This is a genomic window from Kaistella palustris DSM 21579 (assembly GCF_000422265.1).
Taxonomy (GTDB): Bacteria; Bacteroidota; Bacteroidia; order Flavobacteriales; family Weeksellaceae; genus Kaistella; species Kaistella palustris.
The window spans coordinates 190734-204933 of sequence record NZ_AULL01000012.1 but is presented as its reverse complement, the minus strand read 5'-3'; the positions used below and the strand labels follow the sequence as shown (position 1 = coordinate 204933).

General features: G+C 42.7%; 14 protein-coding genes. 10 read left to right on the top strand and 4 right to left on the bottom strand.

Going from position 1 to position 14200, the window contains the following annotated elements; translation table 11 throughout:
• Positions 1–44 precede the first annotated feature (44 nt).
• The 7 genes from H562_RS0102155 (at position 45) to H562_RS0102125 (ending at position 7259) form a co-directional block, all read left to right on the top strand.
• Positions 45–557, top strand: coding sequence for a DUF2062 domain-containing protein (locus tag H562_RS0102155; protein ID WP_027376007.1), 513 nt, complete (start codon positions 45–47; stop codon positions 555–557).
• Positions 558–579: 22 nt separating this feature from the next.
• The gene (locus H562_RS15300; RefSeq protein ID WP_156831946.1) at positions 580–2055 is read left to right on the top strand and encodes a sensor histidine kinase; all 1476 of its coding nucleotides are present in this window, start codon (positions 580–582) and stop codon (positions 2053–2055) included.
• Between the two features lie 84 nt (positions 2056–2139).
• Entirely contained in the window at positions 2140–5640 is a 3501-nt protein-coding gene (ileS, locus tag H562_RS0102145) for an isoleucine--tRNA ligase (protein WP_027376005.1), read from the top strand.
• Between the two features lie 61 nt (positions 5641–5701).
• On the top strand, positions 5702–6082 hold the full coding sequence (locus H562_RS0102140; RefSeq protein ID WP_027376004.1) for a TraR/DksA family transcriptional regulator: 381 nt from the start codon (positions 5702–5704) through the stop codon (positions 6080–6082).
• A 95-nt stretch (positions 6083–6177) separates the two neighbouring features.
• The gene (locus H562_RS0102135) at positions 6178–6420 is read left to right on the top strand and encodes a DUF6576 domain-containing protein (RefSeq protein ID WP_233701961.1); all 243 of its coding nucleotides are present in this window, start codon (positions 6178–6180) and stop codon (positions 6418–6420) included.
• Positions 6421–6426: 6 nt separating this feature from the next.
• On the top strand, positions 6427–6621 hold the full coding sequence (locus H562_RS0102130) for a DUF2683 family protein (RefSeq protein ID WP_027376002.1): 195 nt from the start codon (positions 6427–6429) through the stop codon (positions 6619–6621).
• The gene (locus H562_RS0102125; RefSeq protein ID WP_027376001.1) at positions 6621–7259 is read left to right on the top strand and encodes a lipoprotein signal peptidase; all 639 of its coding nucleotides are present in this window, start codon (positions 6621–6623) and stop codon (positions 7257–7259) included. The genes H562_RS0102130 and H562_RS0102125 overlap by 1 nt, the downstream gene beginning before the upstream one ends.
• Positions 7260–7362: 103 nt before the next feature.
• Here the strand turns inward: H562_RS0102125 and H562_RS0102115 are convergent, their stop codons facing one another.
• A complete protein-coding gene (locus H562_RS0102115; protein WP_027376000.1) occupies positions 7363–8628 on the bottom strand; it encodes a T9SS type A sorting domain-containing protein in 1266 nt (421 codons plus the stop codon).
• 262 nt (positions 8629–8890) lie between these two features.
• On the opposite strand from H562_RS0102115, the gene H562_RS0102110 reads away from it, so the two are divergent.
• From H562_RS0102110 to trpS, 3 genes are all read left to right on the top strand, one after another.
• Complete coding sequence (locus H562_RS0102110; protein ID WP_027375999.1) at positions 8891–10414, top strand: helix-turn-helix domain-containing protein; 1524 nt, start codon at positions 8891–8893, stop codon at positions 10412–10414.
• Positions 10414–11547 carry a tetratricopeptide repeat protein gene (locus tag H562_RS14500; protein WP_051190363.1) on the top strand — a complete coding sequence of 378 codons (1134 nt, stop codon included), beginning with the start codon at positions 10414–10416 and terminating at the stop codon, positions 11545–11547. Before H562_RS0102110 ends, H562_RS14500 begins: the two co-directional genes overlap by 1 nt.
• A gap of 69 nt (positions 11548–11616) precedes the next feature.
• Positions 11617–12585, top strand: coding sequence for a tryptophan--tRNA ligase (gene trpS, locus H562_RS0102100; protein WP_027375998.1), 969 nt, complete (start codon positions 11617–11619; stop codon positions 12583–12585).
• Positions 12586–12631: 46 nt separating this feature from the next.
• On the opposite strand, the gene H562_RS0102095 is transcribed toward trpS, so the two are convergent.
• Genes H562_RS0102095 through H562_RS0102085 form a run of 3 tightly spaced genes read right to left on the bottom strand, consistent with a single transcriptional unit; the run spans position 12632 to position 14128 of the window.
• Entirely contained in the window at positions 12632–13327 is a 696-nt protein-coding gene (locus H562_RS0102095) for a YjjG family noncanonical pyrimidine nucleotidase (protein ID WP_027375997.1), read from the bottom strand.
• A 26-nt stretch (positions 13328–13353) separates the two neighbouring features.
• Positions 13354–13488, bottom strand: coding sequence for a hypothetical protein (locus H562_RS15805; protein ID WP_262493280.1), 135 nt, complete (start codon positions 13486–13488; stop codon positions 13354–13356).
• A 49-nt stretch (positions 13489–13537) separates the two neighbouring features.
• The gene (locus H562_RS0102085; RefSeq protein ID WP_027375996.1) at positions 13538–14128 is read right to left on the bottom strand and encodes an RNA polymerase sigma factor; all 591 of its coding nucleotides are present in this window, start codon (positions 14126–14128) and stop codon (positions 13538–13540) included.
• Positions 14129–14200: the final 72 nt, after the last annotated feature.

The window sequence follows — 14200 nt, the reverse complement described above, 5'->3', positions numbered from 1 at the left end:
TCAGAAAATTTTGAAACGCTTATTTTTGTGGTCAGTGTCCGGTCGTGAAAAACATCATTAAAAATACCATTCAAAGTCAGAAAGTATTCTACCGATATTTCCGGAAGAAAGGTTTTAAGCGTTTCCTGAAGGAGAATATTCTGGAAAGTGAGGGTTCCAGTGAGGTTAAAGCGAAGTCTGTGGCTCTTGGTGTATTGATCGGTTTATCGCCGATCTGGGGATTTCATATGGTCGCGGTTTTATTTCTGGCTTCGTACCTGAAACTCAACAGAGCCATTTCTTATATGTGTACGCATGTGAGTTTTCCGCCATTCATTCCGTTCATCATCTTACTTTCCATGATTGTGGGCGCACCCTTTACGGGAGGCCACGCTGATTTTGCGCACGAAACGCTGGATTTTTCTTTTATAAAAAGACATCTGCTGCAGTATCTGGTAGGAAGCCTGATCCTAGCTGTCAGCTGTTCCGCGATTTTTGGTTTTGCCACATATTATTTTCTGGAAAAATTCGGGAACAGGAAAAGTATGAGAAACGGTGCAGGTACAGCGCAGAAATAATTGGATTTAAAATCCTATTTTTGTGAATAAACACATTTTAGGTATGCTCGCAGTAATTCGTACGATCATTGAACGCGACACCTACAACAGTCTCCTTTATACTATATTGGGCGGACTTCTGCTGCTGACCACTTATCACCTGATGCTGTTTTTTCAGAACCGAAGCAGAGCGTATTTACTATACAGCTGCTACACTTTTTTTTCAATGCTTGCATATATTCCGTTAGCAGAAGGCGGTTTCCTGCAGGAAATATCAACATACTTCGGCCTGGATGACGGCACGAAACAGTATTTCACCATTATATTCAACTGTCTTTATTTTGTGTTCTTCGCCGCATTCCTGAGGATCAGAAAGGTGAACCCAAAGTGGCACCGGATCATTACACTGCCGGTTTATATTCTAATGGCTGCGGCAACGCTGAGCTTTTTGGTCATGCGGTTCGGCGATTACGATCTTTTTTTTCATCTGTTTAAGAAATCGTTTATCCCGCTGATTGCCGTACAGATCTTTGTTTCGTTTTCGCTACTGTTACGGGTTAAAAACGATCTGAAGTACTATATTATTTTTGGTGGCGTTATGCTGTTTGTCACTTCGCTCATTGGTGTGCATTTCGTGCGCGAACTCCCGTGGATCAACATCAGCAGAAAAATGGGCGATGCAGTTTATTATTTCGGAGTTATAGTCGAAAACCTTGCGTTTTCCTATGCTTTGGGTTATCAGCAAAAAATAAATTATCGGGACAAGGTGACCTTACAGGAAAACTTCATCGCGGAAATGAAGAAAAATGAACTTTTAAAAGACAGCATTAGCAGGGAAAATGAAAAGCGTCTGCTGGTTGAAAATGAAAAAATTAAGTACCTGCAGGAAATTTCGGATCTTAAGCTTTCGGTATTGCAAAGTCAGATCAATCCGCATTTTATTTTTAATGCTTTAAACTCCATTAAATATTACATTTTGGAGCATGAAACCCAGATTGCCGCAGAATATCTGACTAAATTCTCGAATATAATCCGCACCATTCTCGCGGCATCGATGAAACGCGAGCTCACCCTCGAGGAAGAACTTCACACCCTGAAAATTTATATCGATATTGAAAATCTGCGTTTTAATAATGAAATGGATTTCAGTATAAAAATCAGTCCGGAAATTGATCCTACAAAAGTTACCCTTCCACCGCTCGTGTTGCAGCCCTTCCTGGAAAATGCGATTCTGCACGGTATTTCCACCGTTGATAATAAGAAGATCAATGTAGAAGTTGAACCTTGCAACAATGGGATAAAAATCAGTATAAAAGATAATGGCATCGGTCGCGAGCTTGCCTTTAAAAACAATAAAAACCCCGTTACGCGGCAGTCAATGGGACTGAAAATCGCACACGGAATGCTTAAAAATTATTTTGGTGCCGGCGCGTATGACATTAAATATGTAGATCTGTACGAAAATGAAAAACCTGCCGGAACGCTGGTTGTTGTAGAATTGCCGATATGCAAGTCCTGAGAAACACAGCACCATAATTTCACGAAAAAACCTTATATTCGCAAACTTAATTAAAAAAGACAATTCTTTTTGAACCGACTGACAATGAAGAAGTTTAGCGAATATAAAAATCTCGATTTAACCGCTGTTGCCAAAAACATTTCAGATTTTTGGGCAGAAAATAAAACTTTCGAAAAATCTGTAGAAATACGCACCGGCCAACCCGAATATGTATTTTATGAAGGCCCGCCATCGGCGAACGGTATGCCGGGAATCCACCACGTGATGGCCCGTGCGCTGAAAGATATTTTCTGCCGTTACCAGACACAGCAGGGAAAACTCGTTTTTCGCAAAGCCGGTTGGGATACACACGGTTTGCCAATAGAACTTGGTGTAGAAAAGGAACTTGGCATTACAAAAGAAGATATCGGTAAGAAGATTTCTGTTGAAGAATACAATCAGGCCTGCCGAAACGCGGTCATGCGCTACACCGATGTGTGGAACGACCTTACTGAAAAAATCGGCTATTGGGTAGATCTCAAAGATCCATACATCACTTACGAACCGAAATATATGGAAACGGTTTGGTGGCTTTTGAAACAGCTTTACAACAAGAATCTTTTGTACAAAGGCTACACGATACAGCCTTACTCGCCGAAAGCCGGAACCGGATTATCGTCGCACGAACTTAACCAGCCCGGAACGTACCGGGATGTTTCCGACACCACTGTGGTTGCGCAGTTTAAGATTAAAGACACGCAGAAAAATCCGAGCGGACTTTGGAAAAGACTGGCAACATTGTCTTTTGCAGAAAGCAAAACGGACAGCAGCGAGATTGCAGAAAACACTTGTGGCGGCGCTTTGCACTGGGCAGAATTTGACAGTGAAAACACAAAGCCGGATATTTACTTCCTCGCGTGGACGACCACACCATGGACTTTACCGTCGAATACGGCATTGGCCGTGGGGCGCGATATTGAATATGTGTTGGTTAAAACCTTCAACCAATATACTTTTGAGCCCGTACACATTATACTGGCGCGGGTGCTTCTGGAGAAAAATTTCGGTAAAAAATATTTTGAAGGAAATGCGGACGACTTTAACACTTATAAAGCCGACGATAAAAAAATTCCTTACCAGGTTCTTGGTGAATTTACGGGAGCAGATTTAGCAGGAACTGAATATGAACAGCTGATTCCATGGTTTTTACCTGCAGAAGATCCCGAGAATACCTTCCGCGTGATCACGGGAGATTTTGTGACCACCGAAGACGGCACCGGGATCGTACACATTGCGCCGACTTTCGGGGCAGATGATGCGCGCGTGGCAAAAGAGAACGGCATATCGCCGATGCTCATTAAAGACGACAACGACAATCTTGTGCCGCTTGTAGACCTTCAGGGAAGATTTGCCAATGGAAAAAATGTTCCCGAAATATTTGCCGGCAAATACATCAAGAATGAGTATTACGACGAGGGGACAGCACCTGAGAAATCCTGGGATGTAGAACTGGCCATCCTTCTGAAAACAGAAAACAAAGCCTTTAAAGTAGAAAAATACGTACACAGTTATCCGCACTGCTGGCGCACAGATAAACCGGTTTTATACTACCCGCTGGATTCCTGGTTTGTGAAGATGACTGCCGTTAAAGACCGTTTGGTGGCTTTAAACGAGACCATCAACTGGAAACCGAAGTCTACAGGTGAAGGCCGTTTTGCAAACTGGCTCGAAAATGTGAACGACTGGAATCTGTCGCGCTCCCGGTATTGGGGAATCCCGCTGCCGATCTGGCGTACCGAGGATCAGAAGGAAGAAATCCTGATCGGTTCCGTAGAAGAATTAACTGCAGAGATCGAAAAATCAATAGCTGCAGGTTTCATGACAGAAAATCCTTTCGGAAAATTCGAAACTGGAAATATGTCCTATGAAAATTACGCGAATATCGATCTTCATAAAAATATTGTTGATGACATCACGCTGGTTTCACCTTCCGGAAAACCGATGAAACGGGAGGCAGACCTCATCGACGTGTGGTTTGATTCCGGCTCTATGCCGTACGCACAACTCCATTATCCGTTCGAAAACAAAGAACTCATCGACGAAAGAAAAGCTTTTCCCGCAGATTTTATTGCGGAAGGAGTTGATCAGACGCGCGGTTGGTTTTACACCTTACACGCTATTGCGACCGCCGTTTTCGATTCTGTAGCTTATAAAAATGTAATGTCCAACGGTTTGGTCCTGGACAAGAACGGCCAGAAAATGTCGAAACGGCTGGGCAATGCGGTAGATCCATTTACCACGCTCGATAAATACGGTCCCGATGCCACGCGATGGTACATGATCGCCAACGCAAATCCGTGGGAAAATCTGAAATTTGATGTGGAAGGTATTGATGAAGTGCGCCGGAAATTTTTTGGAACACTTTATAATACGTATTCATTCTTTGCGTTGTATGCGAATGTCGACGGTTTCAGCTATTCTGAAAAAGAGGTGGAAAACCGCCCGGAGATCGACCGCTGGATTTTGTCAGAATTGAATCTTCTTGTTAAAGAGGTCACCGGTTTTTACAATGATTACGAACCGACGAAAGTGGCGCGCGCCATTAATAATTTCGTGAACGACAATTTAAGTAACTGGTATGTAAGACTTTGCCGACGAAGATTCTGGAAAGGCGATTATTCCGAAGACAAGATCTCGGCGTACCAGACATTATATACCTGTCTGGAAACCGTAGCAAAGATTTCTGCACCTGTAGCTCCGTTTTACATGGATCAGCTTTATCAGGACCTTAATGAAATCACCGGAAAAGAAGTGGCGGAATCCGTACACCTTACAGATTTCCCGCAAGCGGATGAAAAACTGATCGACAAAGATCTGGTCGCAAAAACACATCTCGCGCAACAGATTACTTCCATGGTATTTTCATTAAGAAAGAAAGAAAATATCAAAGTTCGGCAACCGCTTCAAAAACTCATGATCCCCGTGATGGATTCAAAAACCAAAGCACAGATCCTTGCCGTCTCCGACCTCATCAAACAGGAAGTAAACATCAAAGAGCTGCAGCTGATCAATGCAGAGGAGGCCGCGCATCTTATTGTAAAACAGATCAAGCCCAATTTCAAAACCCTGGGATCGCGCCTCGGAAAAGATATGAAAGCGGTTGGAAACGCAATCTCAGCATTAACTTCCGAAGATATTACTCAATTCGAAAAAGAAGGCAGGATCGATATTCAGGGATACGGGATCACTTTAGATGACGTAGAAATCTTTACCAAAGATATACCGGGCTGGACCGTGGCCAATGAAGGCAAAATCACAGTGGCGCTGGACCTTACGTTAACACCGGAACTGAAGGCTGAAGGTGTAGCACGGGAATTCATCAACAGGATACAGAACTTAAGGAAAGATAAAGGCTTTGAACTCACCGACAGAATAACCATTGAAATCGAGGCGAATTCGCCTTTTGAAAAAGAACTTCTGGCGAATAACACCTATATTTCCGAAGAAGTATTGTCAGATAAAATAGAAATTGTAAATTCACTTTCAAATTTTGACGAAATAGAAATCGATGATCAAAAATTTAAGGTAAAAGTAGCACAGCAATGAGTCATAAACAAGTTATACTCATCACGCAGCTGAATTATCACACTAACAAATTATTAAAAAAATGCAAGAAGAAAGACAAAGATACAGCGCTGCCGATTTGGAGGAATTCAAAGAACTGATCCAGGCAAAAATTGAAAAAGCGGAAAAAGATCTGATGCTGATCCGCGAGAGTTTTATCAACGACCAGAATAATGGCACCGATGATACTTCGCCAACCTTCAAAGCTTTTGAAGAAGGTGCAGAAACACTCAGCAAAGAGCAGAATGCGATCCTGGCCGGGCGTCAGGAAAAATTCGTACGGGATCTGAAAAACGCACTCGTACGTATAGAAAACAAAACCTACGGCGTGTGTCGGGTAACTGGCAAACTCATCGGCAAAGACCGTCTGAGAGCTGTTCCACACGCTACATTAAGCATCGAAGCTAAAAATATGCAGCGATAAAATTATGCTTTTCGTACAGTAAAATGTACAGAGTATCTTGTGTTTTTACTGTTTAAAACGCATTTTACTTTGTACATTTTACATTATACCAAATTATGGAATTCATCTTTATACTGCTCGCGGTAGCCGTAATCTTCATTTACTTTTTCCGAAAGGATATCAAGGAAAAAATTCGCCCCGCCAGGCAGAAAAATTATACGATAGACGACCGCTACAATTCTGAAAAACGCGAACGCGAAAAGGAAATCGATACACTGCTCTCTAAAATGAAGAACAACGGCGTGGGAGATCTTACCGAAAAAGAACTCAACCGCCTGAATGAACTTTCAAAAAAATAAATGAAAATGGAATCACTTGTTGTACATCCGAAAAATCAAATGGAACTGAATGCGCTGAAAAGTGTAATGAAGGAGATGGGAATCCGGTACGAAAAATTTCACACCAGAAATACAAAAACCCAGTCTGGCGAACCACGAACCGCGATTAAAAAAGATAAGCCGGCCAAAAATTTTAAAGACAAACCAAAGACGGATCTCTAATGAAGAAAATCGCTCTTATTACGCTTGTAATTCTGCTGATCGATCAGCTTTCTAAATTTTACATTAAAACACATTTCCACCTGGGCGAAAGCGCAGATGTATTTCCCGGTTTTAAACTGACTTTTGTGGAGAATCCCGGCATGGCTTACGGTTTTCATTTCGGCGGTCTGCTCGGTAAATATTTTCTGGTGATCGTACGCGTATTTTTGATTGGCGGCATGATCTACCTTTTCGGAAAATGGCTGAAGGAAGGCGCCAGCAATTACCTCATCATTCCCATGTCGATGATATTTGCCGGTGCGATCGGTAACCTGCTCGACGGTATGTTTTATGGCCTGATCTTCGACAGCGGAACCGTGTATGATGAAAGTATCGGCCGCTGGATTGAATATGGCGGCATATCAAAAGTGACGGAACTTGGAAACGGTTACGCAGCATTTATGAAAGGTTGTGTGGTCGATATGCTTCACTTCCCGCTCGTAGACTGGGATGTGCCGGAGAGCTGGCCACTGGTCGGCGGTAAACATATCGAGTTCTTTCGGTATATTTTCAATATCGCAGACTCTGCAATTACGGTCGGTGCAGCGCTGCTGCTGATCTTCCGGAAGAAGGCTTTTCCTCATGGACTTGATTTTTGATTTGCAGAAAATTCAACTGCAAAGCGGATCACCTTTGAAAAAAATAAAAAAGTTCGCCGGAAAATTTCCGACGAACTTTTTTTTGCGAAAAAATTAATGAAGTTTATTTTTTAAGTACTTTAATACTCTGCGTTTCGTTACCTGTTTTTATTTTCAGGATATAAGCGCCTTTTGCAAGTTTAGACACGTTCAGACCCTGGTCTGTAATCTTTTGCGCCGACAGCACTTTTTGGCCGCTCAAATTATAAATTTCTATGCCCGTGATTTTAGTTGCGTTTGACAGGTAAAGAACGTCTTCCACAGGATTTGGGTAAATGCGAACTTGGTTCTGCTGATTTACGTGTTCTGTTGCCAGAAGATCAGTCAGCTTAATCACGAAACCCACATAATCGTAATCTCTTGCGCCGATACCTGCTATATTTTTTCCATCTGGAGATAATCCCATTGGCAGGGCAAATGTAATCCCAAGATCGTTTAAACCTAAAGCCGCCACATGTGCATTCAGGTCGACCGTACCTGTTTCTTTTGTCCAGATAAAACCACTTCCCGTCAGCGCTCCTGTTCCCCATTCCCGGTAAAAGCCGATCACTGTTTTTCCGTCATCGGAAACTCCTGTAGCCACACCTTCGAACATAGGATTTTCGTGTGCCAATTCTGTGAAACCATCGGCCTCGTTCCAGATGAAGGGATTTTCGTAGTTCGCGCCGATCATTGTTTTGCCATCCGGAGTCACCGCAGAAATTTCACCTACAAGCTCGCCATTGTTATCGGTGAGGTGGGTTTGCACGCCATCCTTCCAGTAAACGCCAAACCGGTCGCCATAATCATCGTCCTGCCAGCCTACGACAACCGTTCCATCATCATTCACTGCATTGGCTCGGGAACTGCTCCCCGAAACCGTGCTGCCCAGATCAACCAGTCCTGTGGTTTCTGACCATTTTACAGCATGGCCCAAATAATCCTCTTCCTGGCCCAGGCCTACGATTACGGAACCGTCGCTGGTCATTCCCCAGGAAGAACTCGTACCGGACGCACTGAGCGCACCCAGGAATTTCCACGTTCCTGCTGCAATATCATAGCGGGACATCTGCTCCAGCCCGGTCGCAGGGTTCACCATGCTTCCCGAAATATATTTTCCGTCGGACGAAATACTTACCATGCCGGGAACCTGATCACCGTTTGCCATGGTGCCGATGTTTACTGTGCCGTTTGCCTCGGTCCACATTACATGTGAGTCGCCGCTGGCTCCGGATGCAACGCCCGTATTTGAAACATCATGCATAAATACCATGTCACCAGTTTCAAAAACCTGCGCGTGCGTTAAACCGAATCCGGCGAAAAAAAGAGCTGCTAAGTAATAATTCTTCATAATAATAATTAGATTTTATAGTCTTTCAAATCTAGATCAAAAACTCACTTAACAGGGAAATTAGGGTTGCAGATTTCACGAAATTTGAAAATAGCATCACGGTTTATTAATGATTATCAAAGGATTATTACATTTCGCATTTTAATTAACAGGGTTCACATTTTGTGATCTGAACTTTTACGCGTTAAACTTCTTGGCAAAAAGATATTAAAAAGGTTATTTTATTAATCAGCGGGAGTTCCAAAAATGAGTATTTTTGTGAATGCGCCAATCGTTGCGGTTTCTTTTTTTCTTTGTTTTTGGGGTGAGCGTGCTGTCAGCTCAAAGCACTTCCGACTTTAAAATGCGCGTGGAAAACAGTTTCCTGAAACTCTATGAAAATCCCGACGTGGCACTTCATGCGGCCAAAGAAATCAGGAACAGCGCCCGGCAGCTTATTGTAAATGATATTTTGGCTAAAGGTTACTTACTGAAAGGTGACTATTTGGAATCTGTGCGGCTCGCTTTTGAACAGTCTGAACAGCAAAATCCAGCGCAGGACCTGCACCGAAAGCTTATGGTGGCAAGGGAATTCTATGAACTCAATCTTTACGAGCAAGCCGCTAAAATACTTTCACCATTACTTTCCGACACGCAGAAACCAAAGTTCCGGCCCGAAGACGATGTTCTGTATGCGCAGCTTTTTCAGTTGCAGGCCAGAAACTATTTAGCATTAAAACAGTATGACCAGGCCCGGAAAGATCTCAACCTAAGTTCCGATTATGCGAATGGCGCGGGAAATCCATCAGAGTTGGTCTTAAAAGAGAATGATTTGCTGGCAGCCGTTATTCTGTCGGAAAAAGGCCGGAAAAAGGAAGCCTGGAACCGGGCAGACAGGTTGCTGTCCGATTTGGGAAAGATTCCGCGTGCGGTCTATCTGCGCTCACTTACACAGCAGTTTCGCGGTGAACTTTATTTTGAGGAACAAAAATATGATGAAGCGGTACAGTGCTTAAAAAGTGCTTTACTGCCTGTCGAAAAGCTGAGTTACGAACCACTAAAACGAAATATTTACGCAGATCTTCTGAAGAATTACCTCGTCATTAAAAACACTTCAGAATACGACTTTTACAAGAAGAAACTAGCGGAAAGTTCTAAGTCATTAGAGGAAAATAAAAAAGAAGCCCGCCGCGCACTGGTGCAGCTCAATACCGAACTGCTGACCGAGCAGACCAAATCTGCCGCACAACAAAAGAAAATGCAGTTTTTTTATATTGCCGGAATTTTACTTTTAATGCTGCTGGCGCTTGGTTTTCTGTACGTGCGCGAAGTTCAGCGGGCGAAGGTCCTTAACAAGCAGATTAAATTTTTCCGGTCAGTAAACCTCCCGAACCCGCAGAAAAAAGTACAGGCCAACGAAAAGGAAAATTCAAAAAAACCACTCCTTATTCCAAAAGAAACCGAAACTGAAATCCTGGAAAAACTGGAGCAGTTCGAAGAATCCAAAAACTACCTCGACAACAACATGTCACTGGCGACACTGGCTGCACAGTTGGGAACCAATACAAAATACCTCTCGGAAATCATCAATAAATTCAAAGACAAGAATTTTAATTCTTATATTAATGAACTTCGGGTAAAACACGTCATTCAGCTTTTATCTACTGACCGAACGTACCTGCAGTATAAAATAAGCTATATCGCAGAAATCGGCGGATTTACTTCACACAGCGCCTTTACCAATGTTTTTAAATCCATAACCGGCATGTCTCCACAGGAATATATGCAGACTTTAAGAAATACGTAATGAAGCACTTTACCACTCTTTCGGTTCTATTTTTTCTGCTCTGGTCTGCAGGATTTGTGGCTCAGCAAAACAACGATTCGCTGATGAAAAGGGCGAGGCTGATCATCTACGAAAATCCTGACGAGGCGATATCGATTGCCCTAAAATTATTGAAGCAGGAAAATAAAACCGATGAAGTCGCACATCTTTACATGCTCGTCTCCAATGCATATATCGCTAAAAGAAATAATGACAGCTCACTTTATTATATTCTGAAAGCAACGGATCTCATTGATAAAGAAGCTTTGCCCACGACAAAAATCAAGATCCTTAATTCTGTCGCCGTGCAGTATCAGCAGATGGAACTATACGATAAAGCGCTGGAAACTCTGGACAAATCACTTATACTCACAGAAAAGCTGGATAATGGCGACAAAGAGCGCCTTCCCAACATCGGTTTTAATTATGCAGTGCGGGGCATGATCTACCGCAACCAGTCCAACCCCGACCTGGCGCTGGAAAAATTTAAAATGGCAGCAGAAAGCCTGAAGAATTCCGTACCCAATAAAAATACCGCCGCAAATCTGCGCATCATCAATTACAATATCGGTTACTGTTACATGGATTTGGAGCAGCTGAAAAATGCTTCGCAGTATTTTGCACTTTCGGAAACGTACGCGAAAACGGCAAAAGCCAAAAGCCTGGAAGCCTATGCTTTAAAAGGACAGGGCGAAAGTCAGTTCATCACCAAAAATTATTCGGGATCACTGGAAAAACTTTACCGGGCAGAAGAGCTCGCTTTGCCAATTGGCGATCTTATTTTAAATGAAGGGATTTATAAACTGTTGGCAAACAATAATCTCGCGCTTAATAATTTCGAAAAGTTTCAGGTGTACAACAACAGGTATCTCGCGATCCGCAAAACGCTGGAGCAGAATGAACTGAAATCACTTAACCGGTATCTCAACACGCGGGATCAGGAAGAAAAAGTACAAATTGCGGCAGTTACGGAGCGTTTTCGGATATACAACTGGCTTTCGGGAATCGCGGCCCTGGTGTTCGCGGCATTTTTAGTAAAGAATTATCTTACGCTCCTGAAACGGAACCGCCGCCAGCGAAAACTTCTGGAAACACTGACAAAAGCAAAAAAGTAAACGCACAATCGCGCGCACGGTTGGCAAAGAGGCATTTCTTTCGTATTTTTGCGCAAAGCAGATTATAATATGTCCAGAATACTTACAGGAATACAGGCGACAGGAACGCCACATCTCGGAAATTTACTTGGCGCCATCATTCCCGCTATCGAACTTTCGAAAAAGTCTGATAACGAATCATTTCTTTTCATCGCCAATCTGCACTCATTAACCCAGATCAAAAACGCAGCGGAACTTCGGCAGAATACGTATGAAATTGCCGCAGCGTGGCTCGCATGCGGCCTGGATCCGGAGAAAACTTATTTTTACAGACAAAGCGACATCGCCGAAGTCTGCGAACTTTCCTGGTATCTTTCCTGCTTTTATCCTTATCAGCGATTGACGCTGGCACACTCTTTTAAAGATAAAGCCGACCGGCTGGATGATGTGAACGCAGGACTTTTCACTTATCCCATTCTTATGGCTGCGGATATTTTACTTTATGATGCCGAAGTTGTTCCGGTTGGCAAAGACCAACTTCAGCACCTGGAGATGGCGCGCGACATGGGTTCCAGATTCAATCACCAAATGGGCGAAGTCTTCGTGTTGCCACAGGCGGAACTTCAGGAAGACACCAAATATGTTCCGGGCACCGACGGCCAGAAAATGAGCAAATCCCGGGGAAACATCATCAACATCTTTCTGCCCGAAAAGGAACTGAAAAAACAGGTGATGGGAATTGAGACCGATTCCAAATCCCTGGAAGAACCAAAAGATCCGGAAACCGACAAGGTTTTTGCGCTCTACGAACTCATCGCTACGGCTGAGCAGACGGCAAGTTTAAGACAAAAATATCTCGCCGGAAATTTTGGATATGGGCATGCTAAAAACGAACTGCTGAACCTCATCTTAACGCGTTTCGCAAAAGAGCGGGAACTCTTCAGTTATTACATGAACAATTTACAGGAACTCGAAGAGAAACTTCAGCAAGGTGCTGTAAAAACCCGAGCCATTGCAAAGGAAACACTTTCCAGAGTACGTGAAAGTCTGGGAGTTTAAAAAATTTAATCAAGACCTTTTCGATTATTGAAAAGGTCTTTTTTCTTTATAAGATATCTTTAAGTTCGATCAGTTTTTTGATCACAGTTACATTTTCCGCTTCGAAATTATCATTAAAAACATCGAAAAAAACGACCTGTAAGCCAAAGGATTTACCACCTTCCACATCAGCGATCCAGTCGTCCCCGATCATCATTGAGTTTTCCTTTTGCGCGCCGGCTTTTCGCAGGGCGTATTCGTATACTTCGGGATGCGGCTTTCTCACGTTGATTTCATCAGCGCTGGTGATGGTTTGAAAATAGTTCTTGATGCCCGAAAGTTCGCATTTCTTATAGGTCACTTCCTGGAAACCGTTTGAAAGAATGTGCAGGACATAATCTTTTTCGGAAAGATATTCCAGGATCTGAAACGCACCTTCCACGAGATCGTTATAATTAAGAATCTCATCAAGAAAATTACTTTCAAAAGTCTGGGCGAGCGTGGCATCCTCGATCCCGAAAAACGCGAAAGCATCGTAGAAACGGTGTTCGCGGAGATAATCCTTGGTAATCTCACCATCGCGGATCTGTTCCCAGAGTCTCTCGTTGATCGTAAAGTATTCTTTGTGAAAATCCTCAAAATCGAGGTTGTATTTTTCTGAAATATCTTCTTTTTTAAAGATTTCTTTCAGAGTGAGATACGCATTTCGGCGGTGATCCCATAGAGTGTTGTCGAGGTCAAAAAAAATGTGCTGAATTTTCATACAGCACAAATTTAATCAAATTAAGGTTAATTCTTGGATACGGTCTGACTTTTACCGGAGGTTTTCAGAACTGCAATACTCCTGGAATAACTTAGTAAAAAGTCGACGGTCTGTCTTTTTGGTTTCAAAAGGTTTTGATTTAAAGTGTCATTTTTTTTCATAGGCGGGATGTTTTATTTCCCTAAAAACGAAACTTTATTTCAATTATTATCATCTGGTTAAAATAATCTGATGGTCGGCCATAATTTTACGCAAATTGATAAGTGCATAGCGCACTCTGCCCAAGGTTGTATTGATGCTGCTGTCGGTTTGCTCGGCAATTTCCTTAAAACTTAAACCATCAAAAAAACGCAGCCGGATCACTTCCTGCTGATTTTCGGGCAGATAAATGAGCATTTTGGTAAGGTCATCGTGAATCTGCTGACTGATGAGGCGCTCTTCAATATTTTCTTCTTTCTCAGAAATCAGGTCAAATATTGAAAATTCGTCATTGTCATAAGTGGTCTCAGAAACCTTGATGTGTTTGGCCTTTAACCGGAAATGATCGATGATCAGGTTGTATGCGATGCGTTTGGCCCAGAGGATAAATTTACCTTCTTCGTTGTAGCGCCCTTCCTTCAGCGTTACAATAATTTTCATAAAAGTATCCTGGAATATGTCGTTGGCCAGATCTTCATCCATCAGTTTATAAAAGATAAATGAGAAAAGATCTTTTTGATGTCTCTCGATCAACACCGGCAAAGTACGTTCGTTTCCGTTGCGGTATTCTGAGATCAACCAGCTGTCTGTTTGTGTTTTCATAACTCTCTTCTGTTTTTTCACCGTGTGTGCACCCCAAAATAAGTTCAGGTTGGGAAATCCGGTTTTAAAATA

Excerpts from the sequence above, each read along its gene's own strand:
- ileS (WP_027376005.1), top strand. The coding sequence starts at position 2,140 with ATGAAGAAGTTTAGCGAATATAAAAATCTCGATTTAACCGCTGTTGCC.
- H562_RS0102140 (WP_027376004.1), top strand. The coding sequence starts at position 5,702 with ATGCAAGAAGAAAGACAAAGATACAGCGCTGCCGATTTGGAGGAATTC.
- H562_RS0102135 (WP_233701961.1), top strand. The coding sequence starts at position 6,178 with ATGGAATTCATCTTTATACTGCTCGCGGTAGCCGTAATCTTCATTTAC.
- H562_RS0102130 (WP_027376002.1), top strand. The coding sequence starts at position 6,427 with ATGGAATCACTTGTTGTACATCCGAAAAATCAAATGGAACTGAATGCG.
- H562_RS0102125 (WP_027376001.1), top strand. The coding sequence starts at position 6,621 with ATGAAGAAAATCGCTCTTATTACGCTTGTAATTCTGCTGATCGATCAG.
- H562_RS0102115 (WP_027376000.1), bottom strand. The coding sequence starts at position 8,628 with ATGAAGAATTATTACTTAGCAGCTCTTTTTTTCGCCGGATTCGGTTTA.
- H562_RS0102110 (WP_027375999.1), top strand. The coding sequence starts at position 8,891 with ATGCGCCAATCGTTGCGGTTTCTTTTTTTCTTTGTTTTTGGGGTGAGC.
- H562_RS14500 (WP_051190363.1), top strand. The coding sequence starts at position 10,414 with ATGAAGCACTTTACCACTCTTTCGGTTCTATTTTTTCTGCTCTGGTCT.
- trpS (WP_027375998.1), top strand. The coding sequence starts at position 11,617 with ATGTCCAGAATACTTACAGGAATACAGGCGACAGGAACGCCACATCTC.
- H562_RS0102095 (WP_027375997.1), bottom strand. The coding sequence starts at position 13,327 with ATGAAAATTCAGCACATTTTTTTTGACCTCGACAACACTCTATGGGAT.
- H562_RS15805 (WP_262493280.1), bottom strand. The coding sequence starts at position 13,488 with ATGAAAAAAAATGACACTTTAAATCAAAACCTTTTGAAACCAAAAAGA.
- H562_RS0102085 (WP_027375996.1), bottom strand. The coding sequence starts at position 14,128 with ATGAAAACACAAACAGACAGCTGGTTGATCTCAGAATACCGCAACGGA.